The sequence below is a fragment of the Nocardia sp. NPDC019219 genome (assembly GCF_040632645.1).
GTDB classification, from domain to species: domain Bacteria; phylum Actinomycetota; class Actinomycetes; order Mycobacteriales; family Mycobacteriaceae; genus Nocardia; species Nocardia sputorum.
Genome location: NZ_JBEYCG010000030.1, coordinates 1 through 25,053 on the forward strand (window position 1 = coordinate 1; position 25,053 = coordinate 25,053).

Below are 25,053 nucleotides of genomic sequence, written 5' to 3' on the forward strand. Positions count from 1 at the left end.
TTTTTTCGGGGCTCTGGGTCCCCGCCCCGCCGGTGTGGGGGGCCGGGGGGGGGTGGGGGCGGCGGCCGTTTCCTCCTTCGTCGCCTAAGCGGCGGCCGCGCAAACGCGAGCCATAAGGGGGCCGCGAACACGCCGCGCCGAAGGCGCGGCCAAACTACACAGCGTCGCCCGGGCTGACGCGCGGCTTCGGGGCGCGCATCTTGCGGATCTGGGAGGCGCGGACGAAGGCGTACCAGCCCAGCCGGTAGCCGATGTCGGTGGTTTCCGGGAAACGCTCCCTGACGCGGTTGTTGACGACGCGGCCGAGCAGGAAGCCCTCGACGGCCATGAACAGCATCATCACCAGCATGGCCAGGGTGACGATGGTCTGCAGCGCGGGCGCGACGAACATCGACAGGATCAGCACCAGCGCCATCGGCATGAAGAGGCCGACCAGGTTGCGCCGGGCGTCGACGATGTCACGGACGAACGCCCGGACCGGACCTTGGTCGCGCTGCGGCAGGTATTTGTCCTCGCCGGCCAGCATGCGCTCGCGGCGATCGGCGGCGGCCTCGCGTCGTCGAGCGGCCGCGGCCTTGCGCTCCTCTCTGGTGCCCCGCGCGGCCTTGCGCCGGGCGCGGGCCTCTTTCGCGGTGAGCGGAGCGGGTGCTACCGGGCCGCGGCGCTTGCCTTGGGCGTCACGGCGTTTCGGGGTGGGACGGCCCTTGCCCGCGGTGGCCGTGGCCGCCGCGCGGGTGGTGCCCGCGGCCGAGTCACCGTTCGTGACCACCGTCGATTCGGCGGTCGCGTCGGTGGTGCTGGACTCGCCGCGACGGAACAATTTCACACCGACCAGGCTATTCGATGGGTAGCGTGGCGAGAAATGCGGTCCGATTCGCCGGGAGTGTGCGGGGTCACGGAGGTTGCGTGTCCCCGCGGATCGGCTGGTGGCAAGATGGAGGAATAGCAGCCTGCCGAGTGGTGTTGACCGACACGACCCGTGCGCTGTTCACGGGTTGACCACAGGTTCCTCGAGGAGAGTTCATGACTGTGCAGAACGAGACCGCCACCCACGGTGTGACTCTGACCGACGCCGCCGCCGCGAAGGCGAAGGCACTGCTGGACCAGGAAGGTCGCGACGACCTGGCGCTGCGGATCGCGGTGCAGCCGGGTGGTTGTGCGGGCCTGCGCTACCAGCTGTTCTTCGACGACCGCTCGCTCGACGGCGACCTGACCGTCGACTTCGGTGGCGTCACGCTGGCCGTCGACCGGATGAGCGCGCCGTACGTGCAGGGCGCCTCGATCGACTTCGTCGACACCATCGAGAAGCAGGGTTTCACCATCGACAACCCGAACGCCACCGGCTCCTGCGCCTGCGGCGACTCCTTCAACTGAGGTAGTACCCTCCCGGCGCGATCACGGCGATCGGCCGGGATGAGATCGGAACGACTGATCTTGTCGGGACATGGGTAACTCGTCGGGAACGACCAGGACCCGAGCGGCGCGCACGCAAGACCTGAACGCAAATCCGGTGTCGCTCAACTAGTACGGCCTGAAGACCCGGAGAGGCGGCATCAGCTACGGTGAGATCGGGACTCGCGTCCCGGTCTGCACCGCCTGCCGCCTACCGTTGAAGGGGCTCAGCCACGTGTCCATCGCCGTTTCCGCGTCCATTGCGACCGATCACCTCATGCGTTTCCCCGGACGGTTCGCCGACGTACTGCTGGCCGATCAGCTCGACCATGTGTCGCTGAGCTTTCTCGTCGACGATCTGCAAATCCGTCGCGGCGGCGTCGGCGGCAACATCGCCTACGCCATGGGCCTGCTCAATCGCACGCCCCTGCTCGTCGGCGCCGTCGGCGCGGACTTCGGCGAGTACCGCGCCTGGTTGGAGAAGCACGGGGTGGACTGCTCCACCGTGCTGGTATCCGACCGCGCGCACACCGCGCGTTTCGTCTGCACCACCGACGACGACATGGCCCAGATCGCGTCGTTCTACCCGGGCGCGATGAGCGAGGCCCGCGACATCTCCATCGCCGAGCTGGCCGAGAGCAGGCAACTCGACCTCGTGCTGGTCGGCGCCAACGATCCGGAGGCGATGCTGCGGCACACCGCCGAATGCCGTGAGCTCGGCATTCCGTTCGCCGCCGACCCCTCCCAGCAGCTGGCCCGTCTCGACGGCGATCAGTCGGTGCAGCTCATCGATGGCGCCGCGTATCTGTTCACGAACAAGTACGAGTGGGCGCTGCTGTTGCAGAAGACCGGTCTGAGCGAGGAAGAGGTCGCGCAGAAGGTCGGCATCCGGGTCACCACGCTGGGCGCGGAGGGCGTGCGGATCGTGGACCGTGACGGCGCCGAGGTGACCGTCGGCGTCGTGCCCGAGGCGGAGAAGGTCGAGCCGACCGGCGTCGGGGACGCCTTCCGCGCCGGCTTCCTCACCGCGCACACCGCCGGGCTGAGCCTGGAGCGTTCCGCGCAGCTGGGCTCGCTGATCGCCGTGCTCGTGCTGGAGACCATGGGCACCCAGGAGTGGACGCTGAACAAGGAGTCCGCGCTGGAGCGCCTCACCCAGGCATATGGCCCCGAGGCCGCGGCGGACATCAAGACTTTGCTCTGATCCTGAAGACGAAAGGCGCGCACCCGACCGGGTGCGCGCCTTTCGCGCATCTCAGAGCGAGACCGGGTAGACCGGCTCCTGGATCTCCGGCTTGATCCGGTCCTCGACGAAGATTCCGTGCCACACCATGAACACCAGCAACGTCCACAGCCTGCGGCTGTGATCGGCGGTCCCGGCGCGGTGCGCGACCAGCATCTCGCTGATCGCGGCCTTGTTCAGCAGGTGGTCGGTCTGCGACTCGGCGATCTGCTGCTGTGCCCAGTCGTAGAGTTCGGTGCCGCGCAGCCAGTGCCGCAGCGGGACCGGGAAGCCGAGTTTGGCGCGGTGCAGCACGTGCGGCGGCACGATGCCCTCCAGCGCCTGACGCAGCGCGTACTTGGTGGTCTCCTTGGTGATCTTCTGGTCGAACGGGAGCCCCTCGGCCGCCTTCAGCACCTCGGCGTCCAGGAACGGCACGCGCAGTTCCAGCGAGTTTGCCATGGTCATCTTGTCGGCCTTGACCAGGATGTCGCCGCGCAGCCAGGTGAACAGGTCCAGGTGCTGCATCCGGGCCACCGGGTCCCACCCGCGCGACTGCGCGTACAGCGGCGCGGTGACGTCCTGGTGGGTCCACTCCGGCCGGAACTCGCGCAGGACGGCGCGCAGCTGGGCGTCGTTGAAGCTGCGCGCGTTGCCGTAGTAGCGCTCCTCGAGGGTGAGCGAGCCGCGGTGCAGCAGGCTCTTGCCCCGGGTGCCGTCCGGGATCCGGTCCGACAGCTTGCCCGCCAGCTTGCGCAAGCCACGGGGCAGCTTCTCGAACGGTTTCAGCGACAGCGGCTCGCGGTAGATGGTGTATCCGCCGAACAGCTCGTCGGCGCCCTCGCCCGAGAGCACCACCTTGACGTGCTTGCGCGCCTCCTTGGCCACGAAGTACAGCGGGACCAGGGCCGGATCGGCCACCGGGTCGTCGAGGTACCAGACGATCTCCGGGATCGCCTCGGCGAACTCGGCGGGAGAGACGACCTTCACCACATGGCGCGCGCCGATCGCCTCGGCGCTCTCGGCGGCCACGTCCACCTCCGAGTAGCCCTCGCGCTCGAACCCGGTGGTGAACGTGATCAGCTTCGGGTTGTGCCGCATGGCCAGCGCGGCGACCGCGGTGGAGTCGATGCCGCCGGACAGGAACGAGCCGACCGTCACGTCCGCGCGCATGTGCTTGGCGACGGAGTCCTCGAGCGCCGCGGCGATCTCCCGGTAGCGCGCATTCGCCGACCCGGGGGTGAACGGGCGCACCGGGAACTTCGGAGTGAAGTACCGGGTGACGGCTGGGGCCGCCCCGGGCCGCACGGTGGCGTAGCTGCCCGATTCCAGCCTGCGCACGTCCTTGTGCAGCGTCTCCGGTTCCGGCACGTATTGCAGCACCGTGTAGTGCTCCAGTGCCCGCGGATCGAGCGCGTCGCTCAGCTCCAGCGCGGGCAGCAGTTCCAGCAGGCTCTTCTTCTCGCTGCCGAACGCGGTGCCGCCGGGCCCGGTGGCCAGGAACAGCGGCTTGATGCCGAACGGGTCGCGGGCGAGGAACAGCTCCTGGGTCTCGGTGTCCCAGATCGCGAAGGCGAACATGCCGCGCAGCCGCCGCACCGCCTCCGGACCCCAGTAGTGGAACGCCGCGACGATGGCCTCGCTGTCGCCTTCGGTCTGGAAGATCTTGCCGTCCGGGAACTCGGCGGCGTGTGCCTCGGCGAGCTCCGCGCGCAGCTCCAGGTAGTTGTAGATCTCGCCGTTGAAGGTGAGCGCGTAGCGCTCGGGCTGCCCCGGCGGGCCCCAGCGCAGCGGCTGGTGCGAGTGCTCGATGTCGATGATCGACAGGCGGTTGAAGCCGAAGATCACATGGTCGTCGTGCCAGGTGCCGCGCTCGTCCGGGCCGCGGTGACGCACGCAGTGCAAGGCCTCGTAGACCTGCTCCACCGTGCCAGGTGCCGCCTCGTCAGATGCCAGGAATCCGAGCAGTCCACACACGGCGTCGGCAACCTCATTTCTCGCAGTCGGGATAAGCGCGCACCGGATGGGGCGCAGGGGGACGAAATCTAGTGTCCGAGTATGCCGCACCACCGGCGTCCGCGCGTCGTGCGCATCACGTCCCGGCCGGAATCGCTGGTGACGGTGATCCCCGCGGGCTCGGCGAGGTGTCGAACCCGACCCGACGACGAACGGGGGGTGCGTTTGGTCTACGCTGCGTAGTACTCAGGTCTCTCTCAGGCGACCGGCGCGTCACGCGCTGGTCGAGAGGGTGTCCTGAAACGAGCTTAGGACGTATCGCCGGGGTAGATCGCAGCCCCGACGATGCACTGTCGGAATGTGTGGCGACCAGGAAGGCGTGAGCGTGGCGCACAAGGCGAGCGAAGAGATCGGGGCACGACCCGCCCGGGGTGGGCGGGGCCGCATCCTTCGGCGGGCCGGGCTGGCGGTGTCCTTGGGGATCACCGCGCTGCTCGTCTCGGGCTGCTCGATCGACAATGTTTGGCTGCGGTTCGGCTGGCCGTCGGGCATCACGCCGCAGGCCACTCGGATGCGGGAACTGTGGACCTGGTCGGTCGTCGCCGCGCTGGCGATGGGTGTGCTGGTCTGGGGCCTGACCTTCTGGACCGTCGCGTTCCACCGCAAGAAGGCCGACTCCCCGGAGTTCCCGCGCCAGACCGGCTACAACGTGCCGCTGGAGCTGACCTACACGGCGATCCCGTTCGTCATCATCGCCGTGCTGTTCTACTTCACCGTGGTCGTGCAGAACTACGTGCACGAGAAGGTGGACAACCCCGACGTCACCGTCGACGTGACCGCCTTCCAGTGGAACTGGAAGTTCGGCTACCGCAACGTGGACTTCAAGGACGGGTACAAGTTCGACGGCATCGACGCCTCGCGTGAGGCGCTGAGCCAGGAGCAGCTCGAGGGGTACGAGGAGCGGACCAAGGACGGTCACCCGCAGCCGGGCCCCGTGCACGGCAAGCCGGAGAACGACATCCTGTCCTACCTGCACTACGACAAGGTCGAGACGATCGGCTCGAGCAACGAGATCCCGGTCCTGGTGCTGCCGACCGGCAAGGTCATCGAGTTCCAGCTCGCCGCCGCCGACGTGATCCACGCCTTCTGGGTGCCGGAGTTCCTGTTCAAGCGCGACGTGATGCCGAACCCGAAGGAAAACCACTCCGACAACGTCTTCCAGATCACCAAGATCGAGAAGGAAGGCGCGTTCGTCGGCCGCTGCGCCGAGATGTGCGGCACCTTCCACTCGATGATGAACTTCGAGGTCCGCGCGGTCACGCCGGAGAAGTTCACCAAGTACCTGGACGCGCGCCAGGCGGGCAAGACCAACGCCGAGGCGCTGGAGTCCATCGGTGAGTCCCCCGTGGCCACGTCCACCACGCCGTTCAACACCAGGCGCGACGTCAAGAGCGCGGCCTCGGCCGAGAGCAAGTGAGGATTTGATCTGACATGAAGATCGAAGCGCGGATTTTCGAACTGCTCACGGTGTTCTTCATCATCGTGGCGGTGGTCTACGGCTTCTTCACCGGCCAGTCGCGCACCGGCGTCGAATGGGCGGGCACCACGGCCACGGTGCTGACCGCCGGCCTGTCGCTGATCATCGGCACCTACTTCCGGTTCGTCGCTCGTCGTCTCGACCTGCGCCCGGAGGACTACGAGGACGCCGAGATCGTGGACGGCGCCGGCGACCTGGGCTTCTTCTCGCCCGGCAGCTTCTGGCCGATCACCCTGGCCGCCGCCGGTTCGGTGACCGCCCTGGGCCTGGCGTTCTTCCAGTTCTGGTTGATCGGCATCGGCGTTGTCTGCATCCTCGCCGCGGCCGCCGGTCTGGTGTTCGAGTACTACCTCGGGCCGGAAAAGCACTGAGCCGAAGACTTGCCGAAACGGCCCCATCGGAGATCCGGTGGGGCCGTTTCGCGTGTGTGGTGGCCGACCCGGTGGGGAGTGAGGCCGCGCCTGATATGAAGGTGCGGGTGGGACGTAAGAAGTTGCTGGAGCCGACTCTGCCGGCCTTACCGCACGGGCCGCACGGTCTCGCTCGCGACCTCGTGACGGGGTCGCAGCGTGAGCGGCTGCTGTTCGGCGTGACGGTTGTCGTCGCCGACCGCGGCTATCTCGACGCGACGGTCGCGGACATCGCCGCGTCGGCCAAGGTTTCGCGTCGTACGTTCTACCAGCACTTTCCGGACAAGGAAGCGTGCTTCCTCGCGGCGGCCGACGCCGGCCGCGATCTGATGATCGACCATCTCCGGCAGGTCATGCGGCAGATCAGGTCGGAATCGGTGGAGCCACGGGAAGCGCTCCGCCGCGGCATTCGCGAGTACCTCACCTTGCTGCGTGACGAGCCGTCGTTCGCCCGTGCGTTCTATCTGGAGACCGCCGTGGCCGGGCCGCGCGCGCTCGCGTCGTTCGAACGATGCCAGCGCTGGTTCGCCGGGTTCCTCCGTTCGTGGCGTGCGGAGGCGGGCCCCGAGGATCCCGCCGTCCCCGACTACGCGTACCTGGCGGTGACCGACGCGACCAACGAGGCCGTCCGCCGCACCCTCCGTGCCGGAGGCGACTTGCTCGACCTCGAGGACGCCGTCGTGCACATCCACCTCGCGTTGCTCGGGCCGACAGCGCCCGCCGGCTAGGACACCACCCGGTCGCCGGCCCCGGTGAGGTTGCAGGAAGCATCGTCGCTGGTATTTCCGCCTTCCGACACGATCGTCGCGAAGACCTCGACGCAGTTGACCACCGCGGTGCCGGACCTGTTGCCCAGCACCGTGGAGTCGCGCAAGACGACTCGGCCCACCGGGAACTCGACCAGATCGGTCACCTGGTGCGGCAGGGTGTCGAGGTAGGCAGGCGCCACGTTGATGCCGCTGCCGCCGTCCGAGGCGGTGTTCCCGGTGATCGTGACGCGGTCGAAGGTCACCACGCCCCGGCCCCGGACATCGACGCCGCCGCCGCGTCCGGCGAAACCGCCTGGGCGGTACCAGACTCCGGGATCGACCACGCGGTTGTCGGAGATCGTGGAGTCGGTGAAGGTGCAGGTGTCGTCGCATCGCACACCGCCCGCCTCGCCGGAGGAGTTGCCCGTGACCACCGTATTCCGCGTGTGCAGGTCCGAGCCCGGCACGTTGAAGATGCCGCCGCCGTACCCGGCGCTGTTGTCCTGGACCACGACGTCGTCGAGTACGAGTGACGACGAATTCGCTATGCCGCCTCCGCCGGTGTCGTAGAAGGGGATCTCGTGCTGGGCGGTGCGTCCGCCGGTCACCGTCAATCCCGTCAACGCCGCGGGCGCGGCGATACTGAGCACCCGGTCGATTCCGTTGGCGTCCAGTATGGTTCGCTCGCGGCCTGCGCCGCGCACCGTCGTCGGCGCCGTGAGGTTCAGGTCTCCCGTGGTGGCGTCCGGGTTGCGGCCCTGCACTTTCCGCTGGTCGGGCCCGATCGTCAGGACATATCGCCCGGCGGGGACCACGATCGTGCTCCCGGGATGGGCGTTGGCCGTCTGCACCGCGGCGCGCAGTGTGCAGGCGCCGGAAGGCGTGCGGCATCGCCCGTTTCGGGGATCGGCGGCCGCCTCGTCGGCTGTGCTGTCCACCGTGATCACACTCGGTGGATCTCCCTCTTGCGCGGTGTCGGCATAGGCCGCTCCGGGAAATCCGGCCGCGGTTCCCGCGACCAGGGCTGTGACAGCGAATGCGCCGACCGCCGCGGATGTGCTCGTCCTCATGAAGTCTGATCCGATCACGAACAATGGAGTGGGGTACGCTCGCGTATAAGTAGGGAACGCGAGTGTTTACCACTATGTCGGAAACGGCGCTGCGCCGGTGGCGTTTCCGGAAACCGGTCCTCAGGTGCAGGTCAGGAGCGTGCAGGCGGAAGGGGAACGGCCGCGGGCTGCAGCGCCTGCGCACCATCGGGGGCGCTGGTCGAGGGTGCGGCGGTTCTCTCTTCCTCCGGAAGGACGGTCTCTGTCTCGTCATCGACTTCGAGTTCCGCGGGGAGCACGCGCATTCCGATCACCGGGGAGAACGCGAAAACGATCAGAGTCGACGCCGGGAAGGCCGCGGCGATCAACAGCGTCGTCGCTGCCGAGAGGTGGCTCGCGACCAGGCCGCCGGCGAGCGCGCCGATCGGAACAATGCCCAGGGTCGCGAACCGTCGGGAAGCGCTGACCCGGCCGAGTAGTCGCTGCGGTGTCAGGCGAGCGTGCATCCCGGAAGTGTTCACACTGATGACGACCAGGAGGAACGACAGCAGGAAGACCGCGGCGGCGTAGGAGATCCACGCCGGGACCGGAAGGTGGGAAGCGAGCGCAGGCGCGGCCAGCGCGGCGGCCATCGCGAAATAACAAACCACCTGAGTGCGGATCTCGCCCAGTGCCCGTCCGATGTGCTGGCCGACCAGCGATCCGGCGAATCCTCCTGTCGAACCGAGCGCGAGGGCGTACCCGTACTCGCCGGCGGAGAGTCCGCAGTCACGCAACACGTAGACCGCGATCACCGCGTTGTACATACCAGCGCCGAAGTTCAGCAGCACTCCGGCTGTGACCGTCGCGCGCAGGATGCGGTGTCCCGCGACGTACCGGATGCCTTCGCGCACAGCCGTGCCGAATCCGGCCGGTTCGCTCGCGCTGGTCTTGTCCGAGCGGCCTTCGGTGATCCGCCAGACGAACAGCGTGGAGACGAGGCTGACGGCCCCCGCGACCAGGAACGCCGCTGCCGCGGAGGTGGAAGCGATCAACTTTCCGGCGGCGGCCGGAATCGTCGCGCTCGTGACGGTGTCGACGGACTGCAGGCGAGCCGACGCATCCGAAACCCGTTTGCGTCCTACCAGACTCGGCAGGATCGCCGTGTGGGCCACGTCGAAGAAGACGTTGGCTGTGCTGACCACCGCTCCCACCAGCATCAGCTGCCAGATCGCGAGCACGCCGAGGAAGTAGGCGAGTGGGATCCACATGACAGCGGCCAACCGGACGAGATCCGAGACGAGCAGGACGCGTTTGCGGCTCCACCGGTCGACCCACACGCCGACAGGCAGCGCCACCACCAGATAAGCAGCGCGGGAAAGGGCGGCGATCACGCCGACTTGGAACGGGCTCGCATGCAGAACAACGACCGATGTGACGCTCAGAGCCACCACCGTGGTGTTGGAAGCGATGTCCCCGAACGCATTCGCCACCCACAACGCCCTGAAATCCGGCTCCGCGAGTACCCCCCGCAAGCGCATTCGATGTATGCTCCACACGGGCGGGAAACTTACCGAAGTACCGTCCCTATATCCAGCGGGGAGGGGAGTAACGGGGTGGACAGGGAAATCGGTGCGACTGTCGTGTTGCCGACGGTGCTGCGGTCACATGCGGCAGGTAATGCAAAAGTGTTGTGCAGTGGCTCGACTGTCGGGGAGGTTCTGGACTCGCTGATTCGTCAGCATCCCGCCTTGAAGGCGCGTATCACCACGGGGGAAAACGACATCCGGCGATTCGTCAACGTGTATGTGGAAGATGAAGACGCGCGTGCGCTCGGTGGTGTGGCCGCTCCGATACGTCCCGGAGCGACGGTAACCATCTTGTGTGCGGTGGCGGGTGGTTGACATCCGGTCGGCCGAAAATGCGCGAATATTTTGCGATCCTGTTGCTGATCGGAATTATCGGGCACATCGCCTATTACGTCGTTCGTGACGGACCGGGTCATCTGCGTTCGACATTCGCACCGGCGTTGGGGGTGCGGATACCTTACCCCGTGAACAGCGTGTGCCACGTCGTAGCTCCCGTGGTGCTCTTCGGGGCGGCGTGGGTGGGAACGGTTCCGGCTTATATCGTGGCCGTGCTGGTATTCACCGCGTGGCTGATGTGCCAGCCGCACCGGCTGTCGAACCACTTGGCATTGTCCTGGATGGCATTGACCTCGCTGGTCTTCGCCGCGTCCGAGCCCGCGACGGCAATGCGGTGGCTGCTGGCGATCCTGTATCTCTCGGCGGCGGCGATCAAAGCCAACCGGGAGTTCTTGTCGGCGGAGGTGAGTGCGGCGAAATTCATGCTTCGCAGGTATGCCGCCCGGATGAGCTTCGCGGCCCCCGAGCCGGTCGTGCGGGTTGCTCCGTGGGCAGCCGTGCTGAGCGAGACCGGGATCGGTGTTCTCCTTCTCGCACCGGGCGGGCTCTGGCCGGCCTTCGTGCTGGCGGCTGCCGTGCATCTGGCCTTCGGCATGCTGGGGAACTTCCACTTCTCGCTGTTGGTGCTGGCCCCGTGGGCGCTGGCGCTTTCGGCGGACGGTCGCCTGGACGGGGTGGTGATCGCCGGAACGGTCGCGGCCGTGATCGCCGGTGGGCTCTGTGGCCGGTTCCTCACCTCGGCCGAGGTGTTCTCGCACCGCCGTGCCGGGCGATGGGTCAACGCGACTCTAGGAGCTGCCTACGGTGCGGTGTGCGTGGGAATAACCGGAACGGCACATCCCTCCACCCCGGTCGTGCATGTGGCCGCACTGGCCCCGATCGTGCTCGGGGGACTGAATTTCGGGCTGCTCCTCGTCGGTGTCAAGTCCGAATGGGCGTTCTCGATGTTTTCGAACACGCGTCCCTTCTGGACCGGTCGGATAGCGGGAGTTCCGGTTCTCTGGCGCGAGACTTACTTTCACGTGATCCTGCCCTCCGACGTGATCGCCTCCATCGAAACTCCGGCGCATCTTCGGAGCAAGATCTCGGACCGAACTTCGGTCTTCAGCGCTCCGATGGCGGCAGAGTTGCGAAGGCTGGCTCCCGAGCGCATTGTCCTGCGACGTGCGCGGCTCGACAAGGATCGAATGGTGTTCGTTCCGGATGAGCCGGGTGTTGCCGATCTTCCGAAACGGGGGATCTTTCGGCACCCCCCGATCCTTCCTCGTGATCTGAGTCTTCCTTACTATGGTTGACAGGCACGCCACCGGCGCTCTGCCAGTGCATAATTAGACCAGTAGTCCACCTCTCCGATACGTTCGTGACCCATCTCGTTGTGGATCATTCGCACGGTGATATTGGCGTTTGTATCGGCGTGCGCGAGCAGGGGCCTCACATGTTCCAGAAGGTGATACGTATCTTTGTTGTTCACCATGACATGTATTCGGGAGTGGCCGGGCACGGGATACTGTTCCAGTAATCGGTCCAATCGCTCGGGTGGCGCTGTATGCGCCAATCGAGAGTACGGCGAAAACTCCGGCCAGTAATAGAACGTCGTGGGGTCGTTCTGTGGTGCGACGGCGATGGTGAGTGAGGGGCCGGTCCACCGCAAGGCGTTGCGAATTGCCGCGTAGGCGCCGGCGGAGGAGCCGTGCCACACCACCCCTCGCAGGTCGTCGTCGCGGATCAGCGAATCGACCAAGTCTGTGACCACGGGCCAGAATTGGTCGTCGCCGAGCAGATGCCAGCCGATCGAGCAGTCGGTCGAGTACAACAGAATCGGGTCGCAGAGGAAAACGCACACCGCACCGAGCCTGCGTGAGCTGCCTTGGCGGTAGAAGACCGGTGGGGTGTACTTCTCCCGCTTGGCCTGACCGTGGACGAAAATATGCAAGTAGGGGTCGCGGATCTCGGCGGGCCTGCGGATCAGCAAGCGCAACTCGTACCCTTCCGATGTCCGCGCCGCTACCTCGTGCAGGTGCGAGTTACCGGTGACGTGCTGTTCGGTTGATTCGCGCACCACCTCGACATCGATTCCGGGTCGGGTGGGCAGGACGCGGCTCATCGCGGGACATGTCCCCGGGCGCTGTAGACCAGGCCCGGGGCGAAGGCTCGCACCACGGAGAAGACATCCGGATGTGTGGACAGATCGATCCAGATCGGTTCACGACCAGTATGCGCGGAGATGCGCTCCGCTACGGCGGCGCGCTCGTCCGCGAAGGAATCCTCGTGCAGACCTTCCTCGCCCACGGCCTCGGCCCAGGGTATTCCGCTCGCGTCGAGTGCGGGCACCGGAGGACGCGCGTCGAGTGCGGGAGCGCCGTCCGAGGGTATGTCGTCCCTGGTGCCGACGATCTCGGTCAGCCGGGACTGCACTGCTTCCGTGACGGCACGTGACAGTGCTACCGCAGGATCGGAATGCGCGCCCGAGCCGGCGCAAGTGAGCGCGAAATCCTCCGACCATATGAAGGCCACTGCGGTGGGTATCCGGAAAGGATTGGGCACCATCGCTGTTTCGAACTGGACGCCGGCGCGGCGCAATTTCTCGAACAGCTCTTGACAGTGGTCACTGTCGACAGTGGACACGTCGATCATCCGGCGTGCGTCGGCCGTCACCGATGACAGCGACGATACGGTGTCTCGTTCGATCAACTCGTACAGCGCATGCAGCAAGGCCTCGTCCCGAGTGTTGCCGGACGCCAGACCTGTACTGCTGGTACGGAAGACTCCCGGACGCCAGTCGTAACCGTTGCCGAACGTCAGATCGACGAGCCCACGCGGAACCATGCTCGGTGTGGAGCTGACCAGCGTTGTCGCGGGGTACCACTCGATATCGAGCTGCCGGACGACGTGCGCGTCCACGCGGAGCTGCAGGTCGGCGATGTCGTAGGTCAACGCCAGCTCATCGGCACGAGCCGAGACCGCCGTCGCCGCAGGGCGTTCGGCGTGGTCCAGCTCGATACATTCCATCACTGCCGAGAGGCGCGCGAGCAACGGAGTCAAGCCCTTGCCCTGCGAGACGACCAGGGTCTCCGACCTCGGTCTGGTCGCCATGACGACCGGTATTCCGATGCAATCGAAGTGTGTCACGTCGGCCACGCGGGTGATACCGAACTCCGACAGCAACGGGGCGATCAACTCCCACGTCTGCTCGGGGTCCCGTGCCCGGTAGGTGCCGTGTAGGTCCATGCGGGTATCAGGCACGGAGACCTGCCTTGTTGCGTTCGGCGGCGACATCCTGCAGATAGCCGACGATGAACAGAGCGAGTGCCTCCACTGCGTCCTGCTCGGAACGAAGACCGCGGCGTGCGTATTCGGTGGTCAGGTCCTCCGTCGGAACATTCCACAGCGTGCTCAGCACCGATCGCCCGACCGACCGATGCAGCGCTCGCGGGTCGACCGCGGCATGCTCCGCGGTGAACGAAGTATGCGCCGCGCGGTACGCGGCCGCCGTCGCCCGATCGTGTTCGGTCTCCTCGGCCAGAAGCACCGCGCGATGCGCCGGGTTCGCCACGTCGAACCTGGGGGAGAAGATGACAGCGGGGTCGAGCGCGCTCGCGCCGAGCCGTTGGAGGCGTTCTCCGAGCGGGACGCCTACCGTCCCGTCCGCCGGTTCGAGCGAACTGTAGGCGAGGAATTCCCGCCACACCCGGGGGAAATCTGGATGGAAGATCTGCTGATATCGCACCCGATCCAGATAGCGGATGCCCGAGCCGGCCGGATCAACGATGAAGAAATTGCGCCAGTCACGATAGAACGATGTGATCCAGTCGCGCGGCACAGACCGGACGGCCGCAGGCGCACCTTCGCAGGCGAGTAGCGCCGCCACTGCATCCCGTTTCTTGACGTCGCCGAACTCGGGGTCGTCGTCGAGCCGACGGCCGAGCCAGCGGGCGAGCTCGTCGAATCCCGCGGCGGTCAGCACCTGCAACATCTGACCCACACTGCGTTCGGCGTAGTAGATATCGCGGATCGCGGCCAACGCGGGTTCCACGTCCTCGGGCGGCGAGACGCGCTCGGCTACCGCTGCTGCGAGCATAGCCCTGGCATTGACCAGCGGAACCGTCCGCGCTCGCTGGTCGCCATCGGGCGCGTGCACGACCGCTACCTCGGCATCGTCCCAGATCGTCCCGTCGCGATAGGCTGCGAAAACCTCGCCGTATCCGATCATCCCCAACGGTTCCAGATCTGCCGCCCGTAAAGCCCCGATACTCGCGGTGCCGGCTACGACGACGCCTCTGTCCAGTGCGCCGATGATTTCCTTGTGCCGGATGGTCGCCGAGTGATGAAAGAGCCCGTCGACGATCAGAACGATATCCCCGGAACGAATCGACGAATCGAATAGATCACCGTGTGCGATCGGGCCTTTGATTCGCGCGCGCGGTGCTATTTCGAGAACTTCCGCGGGACTGATCGTCGGTCCTGTGAATACATGCAGCGTCCGCATGTGAATCGGAATCCGTCAACGGGGGCAGGGGCCTGCCCCCGTTGACGCGGTTTCCCTAGTCCGCGGTGTCCGCGTCGGACACCGCAACCGGCCGACGGAGCTCGAGAGCGAACAGCTTCTCGAACTGATCCGAAGTCAATTCCGTGGCCAGGCTGACGATATCGCCGTTCTCCGAGCCGCGAACAGGCGAAATATCGGTTGGTGCGGTCATTGCAATTCCCTCCCTGAGAACGGAGCGAACTCCCCGCCCCGTATAGGAGAAGTTACTGTGGAGCGATGTAGCGGTCAACCCCCGTTTTCGGAGCGAGCATCGAAACGCGCTGTGATATGCGCGTTTTCATGCATCCTCTACTCCGCCTCGTAGCGCAGCGCGTTCTCCGAGCGGCAGATCTCTTCGATGCCGGAGACGATGTCGCGCAGCAGTTCCGAGGGCAGGGCGGCGGGGCGGAGGCGGCAGGTGAAGGTGATCAGGCCGTGGTCCTCGGGCGGCAGGCCGCGGGCGGCGGATTCCGCGCGCAGGTAGCGCGAGCGCACGCCGTAGGTCATCGCGGAGATGACGGTGAAGCAGCCGGTGCGTTCCCGGTGGCCCGAGAACAGATCGTGCAGGCGGTAGAACACCGATGTATAGCTCGACAGCGGCGCGAAAACGCCCACCCGGTAGGCGGGGCCACGCTCGGACGAGCTGAGCGCTGTATCGGCCAGATACTCGGCATCGCGGAGGGTCTGCACCTTCGGCGCGAACAGCACCGCGCCCGCCGCCGCGTTGCGCACCGGCATGCCCGCCTTGCCCGGCGCGGCGGAGGCGATGGCGCCCAGCGATTTCCGCGCCCGCGACCCGACCTCGCGCCGGGCGCGCAGTCCTCGGGTGGGCGCGGTGGGGTAGAGGCTCGACCACTGGCCGAAGCGCACGGTGCCCAGCTGCACGTGGCCGGTGCCGACCGGACGCGCCACCTTCAGCGGCGCCGTGTCGACCCAGCGGCCGACCTGCAGTTCGGCGTTGCCGGGGCGCGCGATCTCCGCGTGGGCGTGCTCGACGAAGGAGTCGAAGTCGAGGAACCGGTCGGCGTGGGTGGTCAGCCAGGTGTGGTCCTTGTCGACCTCGATCGCATCGAGGGTGAGCGCGGTGATGATGCCGGCCCGGCCACCCGCGCCCAGGATGCGCTGGAACCGCTCGGTGTGATGCGTGCGCCCGCAGGTGCCGATGCGCCCATCGGTGTCCACGTACTCCAGATCGACAATCTGGTCGATGAACAGGCCGTGCTTGTGCGAGGCCGCGCTGACGCCGCCGACCGAGGCGAAGCCGCCCGCGGTGATGTCGCGGTGGTCGCCGACGACGGGCAGGCCGAGACCGTGCGCGCCGAGCCTGCGGTCGACATCGGAGAGCTTCGCGCCCGCCTGCACCCGGACGGTGCGCCGGCCCAGGTTGATGTCCAGCACCTGATTCATCCGGCGCAGCGATACCACGGTCGGCTGCGCGGGCAGCGTGAGCCCCTCGTCGAGCAGCTCGCCGCCACGCACCATCAGCCGTTCCGATCGCCCTCGGGAATCCCGCACCGTGCGAACGACATCGGCGGTATCGCGCGGGAGGTATTCCTCGGCGTTGGAGACAGTTTGCGGCGTGCTCATGGCAGAAAAGCTAACCACAGCGCGGCCCGCGCCGCTCCCCCGAAGTCGGGTGTCACCGCGACGCGGGCGCAAGGCTCTTGCTGAACAGGACGGATCCGGCGGCATCGCACAGATCGACGGTCAGTTCCCTGGATTTTCCGTCGATGCGCACCTCGCCGAAATGCTGGAAGGCGTCCAGGGGTGAGCTGTTCTGCGCCGGCGGCGCGTGCACGAAGACCGCCTCCGGGCCGAACGTACCGTCGAGCTGGTTCGGGCCGAACGCCCCCGCGTTCAGCGGACCCGAGACGAACTCCCAGAACTCGTCGAAGTCGGTGAAGGCCGCGCGCTCCGGCGAATAGCGGTGCGCCGCCGTGTAGTGCACGTCGGCGGTGAGCCAGACGACGTCGGTCAGTTTGTGCGCCCGGATCGACGACAGCACCTGGGCGATCTCACGTTCCCGTCCCGACGGCGCGCCGGGATCGCCGTTCGCGGGGCCCTCGTAAGCGGTGGCGTTCTTCTGCTCGCCGTCCGGGACGATCAGGCCCAGCGGCAGGTCGTTGGCGATGATCTTCCACGTCGCGGTGGATTCGCGCAGGCTGTCGATGAGCCACTTCGTCTGAGCCGGACCGAGAATGCGACCGTCGGGCCCGTTGTTGGCGTTGTTGGTGTCCTTGTTCGCGCGCATGTCGAGCACGAAGACGTCGAGCAGCGGACCGTAGGCGATCTTGCGATACAGCCTGCCGTCCACCGCTTCCCTCGGCTCCAGCGGCATCCATTCGTGGAAGGCCTGCCAGGAGCGGGTGGCCAGGGTGTCCATGCGGCGTTCGGTGTAGCCCTTGGATTCGGCGACCAGTCCGCCCGGGTACCAGTTGTTCACCGTCTCGTGGTCGTCCCACTGCACCACTTGGGCGACCGAGCGGTTGAAGCGGCGGTAGTTCTCGTCGGTCAGGTTGTAGGCGTAGTTGCCGCGGAACTGATCCAGGGTTTGCGCGACGGCGCTCTTCGCCTCGCTCACGACGTTGCGCCAGATCCGGCCGTCGGGCAGGGTGACCGACTGCTGCAACGGTCCGTCGGCGTAGATGGAGTCGCCGGAGTGCAGGAACAGGTGTGGGTCGCGGGCGGCCATCGCGGCGAAGATCTTCATGCCGCCCACTTCGGGGTTGATGCCGTAGCCCTGACCCGCGACGTCGCCGGACCACTGGAGCCGGATGTCCGCCGCGGCGGTGGGGGCGGTGCGGAAGACACCGGTGACCGGTTCGGAGGTGGCGCCGTCCTCGCCGCGCAGGGTCACCCGATAGTGCACCTGCTGTCCCGCGGGCAAGCCGTCGACCCGTACGCGGCCGGTGCCGTCGGAGTCCGGGGTGAGCAGCGGACCGGTGAAACGCTTGGCATCGCTGAACGATTCCGTGGCAGCGGTTTCCACGATCAAGGTAGCGGGGCGATCGGCGCGGGCCCAGATCAGCGCGCCGTCGGGGCGTGGATCACCCACCGCCACACCGTGGGTGAGCACCGGCCGCGGCCGGACCAGCGCCGGGCCGCTGTCCGGCGAGCACGCCGCCAGCGCCGGGGCCGCCACGAGTCCGAGCGCGGAAGCTCGCAAGACGGTGCGCCGGGATGGTCCTGAGGCCGAGCCGCTCATGAGGCAACCCTGCCGCAACTACCTCAACGCCACGTGAACGGGCCGGGTCCGGGTGGCCAACAAGCTCAGTGCGCCAAGCGCTCCAGCCGGTGGTGCAGTTCGCCCGCCCAGTCCACGCCGCCCAGATGCTGGTAGTCCACCCAGAGCGCGTCGAAGACGTCGCGGCCTTCGGAGATCCAACCGCCGCGCTTGTCCGCCTCCAAGACCACGCTCATGCCGGTATCGGTGGGGACGAACGTCACCTCGAGCTGGTTCAGGCGCGGGTAGCGCGGTGCACCGGCGAATTCGATCTCCTGGTAGAACGGCAGCGTCTGCGGGGTGTTGTGCACCCGGCCCGATTCCACGTCCGCGCTGCGCAGGTGAAATCCCAAGCGCTCGACGGCTTCCAGCAAGACGTGCTGGGCGGGCAGTGCGCCGACGCCGATCGGGTCGGTGTCGGCGGCGTCCACCGCGCCGTGGATCTCCACGATCGTGCGCAGCGAGACCACCGTGCCGGGCAGGTGCCTGCCGTTGTAGAACGTGATCGGCGTTTCCATCGGCGCGCGGGCCGCGAAGCGGAATTCCGGCACCGCACCCGCGGGCAGATGCAACGGTCCGTGCACCCCGGTACGGCCGAACGGGATGTCCCGCACGCCTTCGTGATCCTCGTACTCCTGCTCGGCCCTGGTGACGAACTCGACGGCCACGTAGGCGATGTCCTGAGCCACCGCCCCGCCGCGCAACCGGATCACGCCCTCCACCGTGCCCCCGGGCTGCACGCCCGGCGTGAACAACTCGGTTTCCACTTCGGCCCCACCGACCCCGGCCGCCGCCAGCAACTTCTTGAACATGCTCGTACTTTCGCCGCGTCGTCTTACCGAAGACTTGTCATTACCTTGTGGCCCCGGACGACTCGGCCGAGTCTATGGCACCGGCGGACGCGGCAGCGCCGGCGCGGTTCGTCATGACGTCGATCGAGTCGCGGTGACGAAGGCGGCGCAAGCAGCGGAATCTGTAACGCCCCAGGGGTTTCGACACCGTTGTCGGCATCGACGGCGTACGCGGACCTGCCGGACGGCTGCGGAGACCATAGCGGGCACGAGGCCACCGGCGAGCACCACGGGAGGATCGAACTCGGCCCATCGCGCTGACTGCGGACCACTCGTGCGGCGTTCGGATCGCGGCGCGCCGCCGATCGAGCGCGTCCCCACCGACATGCGCGATGCCCGAGCGGGATCCGATCGCGTCCGCGCCTGCGCGCAGGTCGGCCTCGGATCGGGATGCCTCAGATCTTCGTCCGAACGGTCAAGAATTGCGCCCGGCCCGGCGTGTGGGCGCGAGGGTGCTCAGCCCGCGGCGGTGTCCGGGATACGGACGGACACGCTGTCGGTGCGGCTGCCGCTGGGGACGCCCTTCTTCAGGCTGTGGGCGTAGACGTCGACGTATTCCTGACCGGTGAGCCGCATGAGCTCGTACATGACCTCGTCGGTGACAGCGCGCTCGACGAAGCGGTTACCGCCCATGCCCTCGTAGCGGGAGAAGTCGATGGGCTCGCCGAACTTGACGGTCACCTTCCTGCGGCGCCAGCGGAACGGTCCGGGCGGGCTCACCGCATCGGTGCCGATGACGGCGACCGGGATGACGGGGACGCCGGTCTCCAGCGCCAAGCGGGCCAGGCCGGTCTTGCCCTTGTACAGGCGGCCGTCGGGGGAGCGGGTGCCCTCCGGGTAGAGGCCGACCAGGCGGCCCTGGTCGAGCAGCTTGCGGGCGGCGTTCAGCGCGTCCTCGGCGGCGTCGGCGCCGCTGCGATCGATCGGGTACTGACCCGTGGCGCTGAAGAAGAACTTCTGGAACCGGCCCTTGATGCCCGGGGTGGTGAAGTACTCGGCCTTGGCGAGGTAGTTGATCCGCCGCGGGCTCAGCAACGGAGCGAACAGCCAGTCGGCGAAGGAGAGGTGGTTACCCGCCATGATGGCCGGCCCGTCCGCCGGAATGTTCTCCACACCCTCGACCGTAGGCCGATTGTAGAGATGAATGAACGGTCCCAGCAGCACGAACTTCAGCAGCCAGTAGAACATGACGTCCTTCCCCCGGGACCGGGATAGTTGCGGGCACCTGCTTCAATTGCCGACTTTACCGCTGGTGCAAGATCACATCCAACCGCAGCGGCGAATCTCACCACACTTCGGCCCCCACGTCGACCGATGGCGGCGCTCGGCGTGTCGCGGCAGGCCACGAGGGTCGTGGCCGGTGCCGTCACCGGCTGGTCCGCGCCACGCGCGCGGACTTGCGCGCGCCGGAGGACAGTGCCGCCCTGGCGAGATCGGCGGCGCCGATCATGCCCGCGGCCTCGCCGAGCTGGGTGGTCCGGATGCGGGCCAGCGGCCGGTGTCCCGCACCCGTGATCGCGCGCGCGTACTCCTCGCGCGCCTCGTCCAGGAACAGCGGCGCCGAACTGCTGACGCCGCCCGCGATGACCACCAGGTCCGGATCGAAGATGTCGCTGACGAACGCCAGTCCGAGCCCGAGCCAGCGCGCGAAGTCGGCCATCACCCGCGACGCGAGCGGGTCGCCGTCCTGCGCCGCGCCCGCGACCCGCCGCCCGGTCAGCGAGCCGGGGTCGCGTGCCACGTCCCTGGCCAGCACGGAGTGCACCGTGTCGCTGGCCAGCATCTCGATCGCGGTCTCGGCCAGCGCGGTTCCGCTGCAGTAGCGCTCCCAGCATCCGTGTTTGCCGCACGGGCACGGCCGCCCCTGCGGAACCACTTGCAAATGACCCAGTTCCGGCGCGACGCCGTGCGTGCCCCGGTAGAGCTGGCCGTCGATGAGCAGGGCGGCGCCGATGCCGGTGCCGATCGCGACCAGCACCACGTTGTGCCCGCCCGCGGCGGCGCCGAACCGGTATTCGGCCCACATCGCGGCGTTGGCGTCGTGTTCCAGGATCACCGGCAGTTCCAGCCGCTCGGTGAGCCGCTGCGCGACCGGCGCGTCCTGCCACGGCAGGTGCGGGGCGAACCGGACGGTGGAGCGATCGCCGTTGATGAACCCGGCGACCGCGAGGCCGACCGCGCCGATGGGATGCCGGCCGGACAGGTCGCGCACGGCCCGGTCCAGCGCGTCCTCCAAGGCCCGGGCCGAATGCGGCGTCGGCGCCTGGACCGTGTCGAGCACCTCGCCGCTGTCATCGATCACGGAGGCCCGAATGTTGGTGCCGCCGACGTCTATTCCGACGGTCAGCGGTCGTGTGCCGGCCATCTGATGCGTCATACCTTGATCGTCACGGGAATGTCGACGTAACGCGGGCCGTCGCCGTCCTCGGGTGGATCGTGACGATGCGGCGCACCGGTTTCCGGGTCGGCGTCGGTGGGCATGACGGGGTCGACCGGCACCCCAGCCAGCGCCTCGCGCAGCACGGTGACGATCGCGGTGCCGTGATCGGCGATCGCGGCCAGCACCTCGTGGTGCTCCCCGCGCACCAGCGCCGCGGCCGCGCACACCGGGCACCAGCTGCAGCTCGCCCACTCGACCTGCCCGTCGGCGGCGCGCCGCAGCACCGGTTCCACCCGCTCCAGCACCGCCTCGGCGAGCAATTTCAACTCCTCGGCGAACTCGCCGAGACCGTCCGGCGCGGTGTGGCCGCCGGTCCCGTCGCCGTGCGGCGCGTGCGGATCACCGGTCATGATCGTGACTTTCGGACGTGCGCGCCCAGACCCGCGGATCGGGCCGGAACCGGACCACCAAGTACTCGTCCGCGAGCTCGGCGCCGTCGACCGTGCACCGCCGCAATACCGGCGCCAGGCGCACCCGGCGCCGGACCCCGTCCGCTCCCACGATCAAATCGTCCTCCACTCGGCCAAGGCGCAACGTGGCGGCGTCGACCACCGGCAAGTGCATGCGCAGCGCGTACACCGACTGCAATCCGGTGCCGGATTCCCGGAGAACCAGCGGTTCGCCGGAACTCGCGTCGACCTCCGTCTGATTGTCGCTCAGCATAAGCGCAGCGTCGCCGGTGTCGCCCGCCGACTCCATCGCCTGCGACAGCGCGGCCAGCGAGTTCAGCCCGATCGGCTCGGGCCCGGCATGCTGCGCGATCACCACCGGGATACCCCGCATCTTGCTCCGCAATTCGGTGATGACATCCGATTGCTCGCCGCGCCGGTTCGAATACCACTGCACCGCTGGATGTTCGGCTCCGCCGGATCCGGAGGGTGCCGGGAGGTCGGGCAGCACCTTGTTCACCACCACGGCATCCAGCCGCAGGCCCAGCAGCGTCGCGGCCGAACGCACCCGCTCCGACTCGGCCACCGCGACCCGCTCGGCCACGGTGATCAGCCGTGCCCCGGTGCGCCGGTGGTCGGCGAGCAGATCCCGAACCTCCGTCACCGCCTTGACGATCCGTTCGACCGTCGCCGCCAGCACGGCGCGGTGCAGGTCGGTGCCGACGGCGCTCATCGCGCGCTCGTGCGGCGGCCAGATCCGTTCCAGGTAACCGAGCAAGGTGCCGGGCGCGGTGACGATGCGCAGCATGTCCGCCGAGGGCGGGCAGTCCACGACGATGAGATCCCAGTCGTCCTCGGCGGCGAACTGAGTGATCTCCACCAGCATCAGCAGTTCCTGCACGCCCGGCAAACCGGTCAGCTCCGCCGGATCCAGCGCCCCGAGATCGACGCCGTGCTGGTGCCCGCGTCCGGTCGAGATCAACCGCGCCACGTCGCGGAACCGGTCCTCGAGCAGCGCGAGCGAATCGATCTCGATCACGTCCAAGCCGGGCATTACGGTGGCGACACCGGTGACGGTGCCCGGATCGTGCGGGAAACGGAAGCCGACCGCGTCACCCAGCGAATGCGCCTGATCGAGCGAGGCGACCAGCACGCGACGGCCCGACCTGGCCTCGGCCACCGCGGTGGCGCAGGCGAGCGTGGTCTTGCCCACCCCGCCCTTGCCGATGAACAGTTCGACCCTGGTCTTGTGCGCGGTCAGCCTTCGACCCGTTTCTTCAGTTCCTTCAGCGCGGTGTCGGTGATCACTTTCTCGGCCTTGCGCTTGAACATGCCGATCATCGGGATGTTCAGATCGACCGTCAGCGTGTAGACCACCTCGGTGCCCCCGTCGGGCCGATCGATCAGCTCGTAGGTGCCGTTCTGCGCCTTCTGCAACTCGCCGCTGAGCAGCCGCCAGCTGACCGCCTTACGGTCGGCACGCCAGTCGTAGGACAACACGTAGGTGTCCTTGACCACCCCCGCGTCCAGCACGAATCGCGCGGTCTTGGCCATACCGTCCGGCCCCGCCTCCAGCACCTCCACCGACTGCGCCGCCGACACCCACTCCGGGTAGGACTCCAGATCGGCGATGACGGACATCACCTGCTGCGACGGGGCCGCGATGACGATCGATCTCTGGGTCCTGTCGGCCATGCGGACAGCGATTCCTTTCAGCGTCGGTGCCGGTAGATCAAGACTGGGGCGCGGGTGCGACACCCGCCGGGCGACCCGCCTCCAGCCGGGACTTCAGCTCGAACGACATGTTCTTGCCCGCGACCCGGCGGGCCCGGTTGGCAGCGGCCAGCTTGCTCACCGGCAGCGCGGGCTGCGGTTCGGCGTGCAGGAAATAGTGCAGGATCACTCCGTCGAGCGAGGGCTCCAGCCACACTTCCATGGTTCCGGTCAGCGCCCCGGCCACCGACCAGCGGATTCCCTTCGCACCCCGATCCTCCCGGACCTCCAGGTCCAGGTCCGGCCACCACCGGCGCCACTGGTTCGGCCCGGACAGCAGGTCGGCCACGGCGGCCCCCGATGCGGCGACGAAGGTCTGATCTGCGACCTGGATACTGCTCACTCCGCTGAGCGTAGTAGATGCGACGCGGATCACCGCAGCAGCTGTCGCAGGCGCGCGCCCAGGCTGTCCCAGCGCCACTGCTGCTCCACGAACGCGCGCCCCGCCGCGCCCATCCGCGCGGCCGCCTCCCGATCCGACAGGATCTCCACCAGCGCGTCGGCGATCTGCTGCACGGAACGGCCGTCCACGACCCGCCCGGTCTTGCCCTCGAGCACGGTCTCCGGGGCGCCGCCGGAATTGCCCGCCACCACCGGGACACCGGACGCGGACGCCTCCAGGTAGACGATGCCCAGACCCTCCACGTCCAGGCCCGCGCCCCTGGTCCGGCATGGCATCGCGAAGACGTCCGCCAGCGTGTGATGCGCGGCCAGCTCGCCGGACGGCACGCGGCCGGTGAACACCACGTCGTCGGTGACGCCCATGGCGACCGCGAGGGCGCGCAACTTCTCCTCGGAGGGGCCGCCACCCGCGATCACCAGGACCGCGCCCGGCACCCGCTCCCGGATATCGCGCATCGCCAGGATCAGCGCGTCCTGCCCTTTACGTGGCACCAGCCGCGACAGGCACAGGATGGTCGGACGATCGCCCAGACCGTAACGCTCGCGCAGCTCGGCCCGCGCCGCCGGATCCGGACGGAACACCTCGGTGTCCACGCCCGGCGGCAGGTACTCCAGCGCCGCGTCCGCTCCGAACGCGGACGCGAAACGGCGGCGGGTGTAGCGGCTGACATAGGTGACCACGTCGGTGTGCTCGCCGATGACCCGCAGCGCCTGCCTGGCGCCGGGCAGCATCGACCAGCCCACCTCGTGGCCGTGGGTGCTGGCCAGAATGCGTTCGGCGCCCGCGCGCCGCAGAGCGGGCGACATCAGCGCCAGCGGCGCCGCCGCCCCGAACCACACCGTGTCGCACTTCTCGCTCCGCAGCAGCCGCGCGGCGCGGCGCAGCACCAGCGGCGTCGGCAGCATCAGCGTCGTGGGATGGCGAATCACCTGGAACTTCTGCTCGGCGTCGAACTTCAGATGGCTGTCCCCACGCCAGCGCGGAGCGTAGACCACCAGGTCATTCGGCGGCAGCTCACCGGCCAAAGCCTGCAGATAGGACTGGATACCGCCCGGCCGCGGCGGGAAATCATTGGTAACCAGCAAAGTTCGGGCCATGCGCAACAAAATACTGTGTTTGTTTTGCCGCGCCTTCGGCGCGGCGTGTTCGCGGCCCCTTTGTGGCTCGCGTTTGCGCGGCCGCCGCGTTGTCGTGAGTGGCGGGAGGGGGGCGCACGCCAAAGCCCGCCCG

Annotated in this window: 25 protein-coding genes; 7 read left to right on the plus strand and 18 right to left on the minus strand. The window is 67.9% G+C overall.

Annotated elements, in window-relative coordinates; genetic code table 11:
- Positions 1-154 precede the first annotated feature (154 nt).
- Positions 155-769: a DUF3043 domain-containing protein gene (locus tag ABZ552_RS33635; protein WP_281881082.1), complete on the minus strand. Its 615-nt coding sequence runs from the start codon at positions 767-769 to the stop codon at positions 155-157.
- A 254-nt stretch (positions 770-1,023) separates the two neighbouring features.
- On the opposite strand from ABZ552_RS33635, the gene ABZ552_RS33640 reads away from it, so the two are divergent.
- Complete coding sequence (locus ABZ552_RS33640; protein WP_039797033.1) at positions 1,024-1,374, plus strand: iron-sulfur cluster assembly accessory protein; 351 nt, start codon at positions 1,024-1,026, stop codon at positions 1,372-1,374.
- A 253-nt stretch (positions 1,375-1,627) separates the two neighbouring features.
- Complete coding sequence (locus tag ABZ552_RS33645; protein ID WP_281874627.1) at positions 1,628-2,596, plus strand: carbohydrate kinase family protein; 969 nt, start codon at positions 1,628-1,630, stop codon at positions 2,594-2,596.
- A 51-nt stretch (positions 2,597-2,647) separates the two neighbouring features.
- Here the strand turns inward: ABZ552_RS33645 and asnB are convergent, their stop codons facing one another.
- Positions 2,648-4,591 (minus strand): asparagine synthase (glutamine-hydrolyzing), encoded by a 1,944-nt coding sequence (gene asnB / locus ABZ552_RS33650; protein WP_357441889.1) that lies wholly within the window; start codon positions 4,589-4,591, stop codon positions 2,648-2,650.
- 337 nt (positions 4,592-4,928) lie between these two features.
- On the opposite strand from asnB, the gene ABZ552_RS33655 reads away from it, so the two are divergent.
- The 3 genes from ABZ552_RS33655 (at position 4,929) to ABZ552_RS33665 (ending at position 7,245) form a co-directional block, all read left to right on the plus strand.
- A complete protein-coding gene (locus tag ABZ552_RS33655) occupies positions 4,929-6,047 on the plus strand; it encodes a cytochrome c oxidase subunit II (protein WP_357441891.1) in 1,119 nt (372 codons plus the stop codon).
- 14 nt (positions 6,048-6,061) lie between these two features.
- Entirely contained in the window at positions 6,062-6,478 is a 417-nt protein-coding gene (locus tag ABZ552_RS33660) for a cytochrome c oxidase subunit 4 (protein WP_063020277.1), read from the plus strand.
- 107 nt (positions 6,479-6,585) lie between these two features.
- Positions 6,586-7,245, plus strand: a complete 660-nt coding sequence (locus ABZ552_RS33665; protein WP_281917052.1) for a TetR/AcrR family transcriptional regulator — start codon at positions 6,586-6,588, stop codon at positions 7,243-7,245.
- On the opposite strand, the gene ABZ552_RS33670 is transcribed toward ABZ552_RS33665, so the two are convergent.
- Positions 7,242-8,336 (minus strand): CSLREA domain-containing protein, encoded by a 1,095-nt coding sequence (locus tag ABZ552_RS33670; RefSeq protein WP_357441893.1) that lies wholly within the window; start codon positions 8,334-8,336, stop codon positions 7,242-7,244. The two genes, ABZ552_RS33665 and ABZ552_RS33670, sit on opposite strands and share 4 nt — an antisense overlap.
- A 131-nt stretch (positions 8,337-8,467) precedes the next feature.
- Positions 8,468-9,835: an MFS transporter gene (locus ABZ552_RS33675; RefSeq protein ID WP_281874622.1), complete on the minus strand. Its 1,368-nt coding sequence runs from the start codon at positions 9,833-9,835 to the stop codon at positions 8,468-8,470.
- A 75-nt stretch (positions 9,836-9,910) separates the two neighbouring features.
- Here ABZ552_RS33675 and ABZ552_RS33680 point away from each other — a divergent pair, with 75 nt between their 5' ends.
- Positions 9,911-10,198, plus strand: coding sequence for a MoaD/ThiS family protein (locus tag ABZ552_RS33680; protein ID WP_281874621.1), 288 nt, complete (start codon positions 9,911-9,913; stop codon positions 10,196-10,198).
- Positions 10,195-11,514, plus strand: a complete 1,320-nt coding sequence (locus tag ABZ552_RS33685; RefSeq protein ID WP_281917054.1) for a hypothetical protein — start codon at positions 10,195-10,197, stop codon at positions 11,512-11,514. Before ABZ552_RS33680 ends, ABZ552_RS33685 begins: the two co-directional genes overlap by 4 nt.
- Here ABZ552_RS33685 and ABZ552_RS33690 read toward each other — a convergent pair.
- The 14 genes from ABZ552_RS33690 to ABZ552_RS33755 form a co-directional block, all read right to left on the minus strand.
- Complete coding sequence (locus ABZ552_RS33690) at positions 11,505-12,323, minus strand: hypothetical protein (RefSeq protein ID WP_357441896.1); 819 nt, start codon at positions 12,321-12,323, stop codon at positions 11,505-11,507. The genes ABZ552_RS33685 and ABZ552_RS33690 overlap by 10 nt on opposite strands.
- Complete coding sequence (locus ABZ552_RS33695) at positions 12,320-13,462, minus strand: YcaO-like family protein (RefSeq protein WP_357441898.1); 1,143 nt, start codon at positions 13,460-13,462, stop codon at positions 12,320-12,322. Before ABZ552_RS33695 ends, ABZ552_RS33690 begins: the two co-directional genes overlap by 4 nt.
- Positions 13,455-14,705 carry a TfuA-like protein gene (locus ABZ552_RS33700; RefSeq protein WP_281917057.1) on the minus strand — a complete coding sequence of 417 codons (1,251 nt, stop codon included), beginning with the start codon at positions 14,703-14,705 and terminating at the stop codon, positions 13,455-13,457. Before ABZ552_RS33700 ends, ABZ552_RS33695 begins: the two co-directional genes overlap by 8 nt.
- Before the next feature lie 55 nt (positions 14,706-14,760).
- Positions 14,761-14,916 carry a hypothetical protein gene (locus ABZ552_RS33705; protein ID WP_159840326.1) on the minus strand — a complete coding sequence of 52 codons (156 nt, stop codon included), beginning with the start codon at positions 14,914-14,916 and terminating at the stop codon, positions 14,761-14,763.
- A gap of 137 nt (positions 14,917-15,053) precedes the next feature.
- Positions 15,054-16,331: an FAD-binding protein gene (locus ABZ552_RS33710; protein WP_281874616.1), complete on the minus strand. Its 1,278-nt coding sequence runs from the start codon at positions 16,329-16,331 to the stop codon at positions 15,054-15,056.
- A gap of 52 nt (positions 16,332-16,383) precedes the next feature.
- A complete protein-coding gene (locus ABZ552_RS33715; protein WP_357441901.1) occupies positions 16,384-17,949 on the minus strand; it encodes an alkaline phosphatase D family protein in 1,566 nt (521 codons plus the stop codon).
- Positions 17,950-18,014: 65 nt separating this feature from the next.
- Positions 18,015-18,779: a sporulation protein gene (locus ABZ552_RS33720; protein ID WP_281874614.1), complete on the minus strand. Its 765-nt coding sequence runs from the start codon at positions 18,777-18,779 to the stop codon at positions 18,015-18,017.
- 495 nt (positions 18,780-19,274) lie between these two features.
- Positions 19,275-20,006, minus strand: coding sequence for a lysophospholipid acyltransferase family protein (locus ABZ552_RS33725; RefSeq protein ID WP_281874613.1), 732 nt, complete (start codon positions 20,004-20,006; stop codon positions 19,275-19,277).
- 178 nt (positions 20,007-20,184) lie between these two features.
- A complete protein-coding gene (locus ABZ552_RS33730; RefSeq protein WP_281874612.1) occupies positions 20,185-21,195 on the minus strand; it encodes an ROK family protein in 1,011 nt (336 codons plus the stop codon).
- Positions 21,192-21,608, minus strand: coding sequence for a hypothetical protein (locus ABZ552_RS33735; RefSeq protein ID WP_281874611.1), 417 nt, complete (start codon positions 21,606-21,608; stop codon positions 21,192-21,194). The genes ABZ552_RS33730 and ABZ552_RS33735 overlap by 4 nt, the downstream gene beginning before the upstream one ends.
- Complete coding sequence (locus tag ABZ552_RS33740; protein WP_357441907.1) at positions 21,598-22,908, minus strand: ArsA family ATPase; 1,311 nt, start codon at positions 22,906-22,908, stop codon at positions 21,598-21,600. The genes ABZ552_RS33735 and ABZ552_RS33740 overlap by 11 nt, the downstream gene beginning before the upstream one ends.
- Positions 22,905-23,342 (minus strand): SRPBCC family protein, encoded by a 438-nt coding sequence (locus ABZ552_RS33745; RefSeq protein WP_281874609.1) that lies wholly within the window; start codon positions 23,340-23,342, stop codon positions 22,905-22,907. Before ABZ552_RS33745 ends, ABZ552_RS33740 begins: the two co-directional genes overlap by 4 nt.
- Before the next feature lie 37 nt (positions 23,343-23,379).
- Positions 23,380-23,763, minus strand: a complete 384-nt coding sequence (locus tag ABZ552_RS33750) for a polyketide cyclase / dehydrase and lipid transport (protein ID WP_281874608.1) — start codon at positions 23,761-23,763, stop codon at positions 23,380-23,382.
- Positions 23,764-23,792: 29 nt separating this feature from the next.
- Positions 23,793-24,920 carry a glycosyltransferase family 4 protein gene (locus ABZ552_RS33755; protein ID WP_357441905.1) on the minus strand — a complete coding sequence of 376 codons (1,128 nt, stop codon included), beginning with the start codon at positions 24,918-24,920 and terminating at the stop codon, positions 23,793-23,795.
- Positions 24,921-25,053 lie beyond the last annotated feature (133 nt).

Excerpts from the sequence above, each read along its gene's own strand:
- ABZ552_RS33640 (WP_039797033.1), top strand. The coding sequence starts at position 1,024 with ATGACTGTGCAGAACGAGACCGCCACCCACGGTGTGACTCTGACCGAC.
- ABZ552_RS33655 (WP_357441891.1), top strand. The coding sequence starts at position 4,929 with ATGTGTGGCGACCAGGAAGGCGTGAGCGTGGCGCACAAGGCGAGCGAA.
- ABZ552_RS33660 (WP_063020277.1), top strand. The coding sequence starts at position 6,062 with ATGAAGATCGAAGCGCGGATTTTCGAACTGCTCACGGTGTTCTTCATC.
- ABZ552_RS33670 (WP_357441893.1), bottom strand. The coding sequence starts at position 8,336 with ATGAGGACGAGCACATCCGCGGCGGTCGGCGCATTCGCTGTCACAGCC.
- ABZ552_RS33675 (WP_281874622.1), bottom strand. The coding sequence starts at position 9,835 with ATGCGCTTGCGGGGGGTACTCGCGGAGCCGGATTTCAGGGCGTTGTGG.
- ABZ552_RS33690 (WP_357441896.1), bottom strand. The coding sequence starts at position 12,323 with ATGAGCCGCGTCCTGCCCACCCGACCCGGAATCGATGTCGAGGTGGTG.
- ABZ552_RS33700 (WP_281917057.1), bottom strand. The coding sequence starts at position 14,705 with ATGCGGACGCTGCATGTATTCACAGGACCGACGATCAGTCCCGCGGAA.
- ABZ552_RS33705 (WP_159840326.1), bottom strand. The coding sequence starts at position 14,916 with ATGACCGCACCAACCGATATTTCGCCTGTTCGCGGCTCGGAGAACGGC.
- ABZ552_RS33710 (WP_281874616.1), bottom strand. The coding sequence starts at position 16,331 with ATGAGCACGCCGCAAACTGTCTCCAACGCCGAGGAATACCTCCCGCGC.
- ABZ552_RS33715 (WP_357441901.1), bottom strand. The coding sequence starts at position 17,949 with ATGAGCGGCTCGGCCTCAGGACCATCCCGGCGCACCGTCTTGCGAGCT.
- ABZ552_RS33720 (WP_281874614.1), bottom strand. The coding sequence starts at position 18,779 with ATGTTCAAGAAGTTGCTGGCGGCGGCCGGGGTCGGTGGGGCCGAAGTG.
- ABZ552_RS33725 (WP_281874613.1), bottom strand. The coding sequence starts at position 20,006 with ATGTTCTACTGGCTGCTGAAGTTCGTGCTGCTGGGACCGTTCATTCAT.
- ABZ552_RS33730 (WP_281874612.1), bottom strand. The coding sequence starts at position 21,195 with ATGACGCATCAGATGGCCGGCACACGACCGCTGACCGTCGGAATAGAC.
- ABZ552_RS33735 (WP_281874611.1), bottom strand. The coding sequence starts at position 21,608 with ATGACCGGTGATCCGCACGCGCCGCACGGCGACGGGACCGGCGGCCAC.
- ABZ552_RS33745 (WP_281874609.1), bottom strand. The coding sequence starts at position 23,342 with ATGGCCGACAGGACCCAGAGATCGATCGTCATCGCGGCCCCGTCGCAG.
- ABZ552_RS33755 (WP_357441905.1), bottom strand. The coding sequence starts at position 24,920 with ATGGCCCGAACTTTGCTGGTTACCAATGATTTCCCGCCGCGGCCGGGC.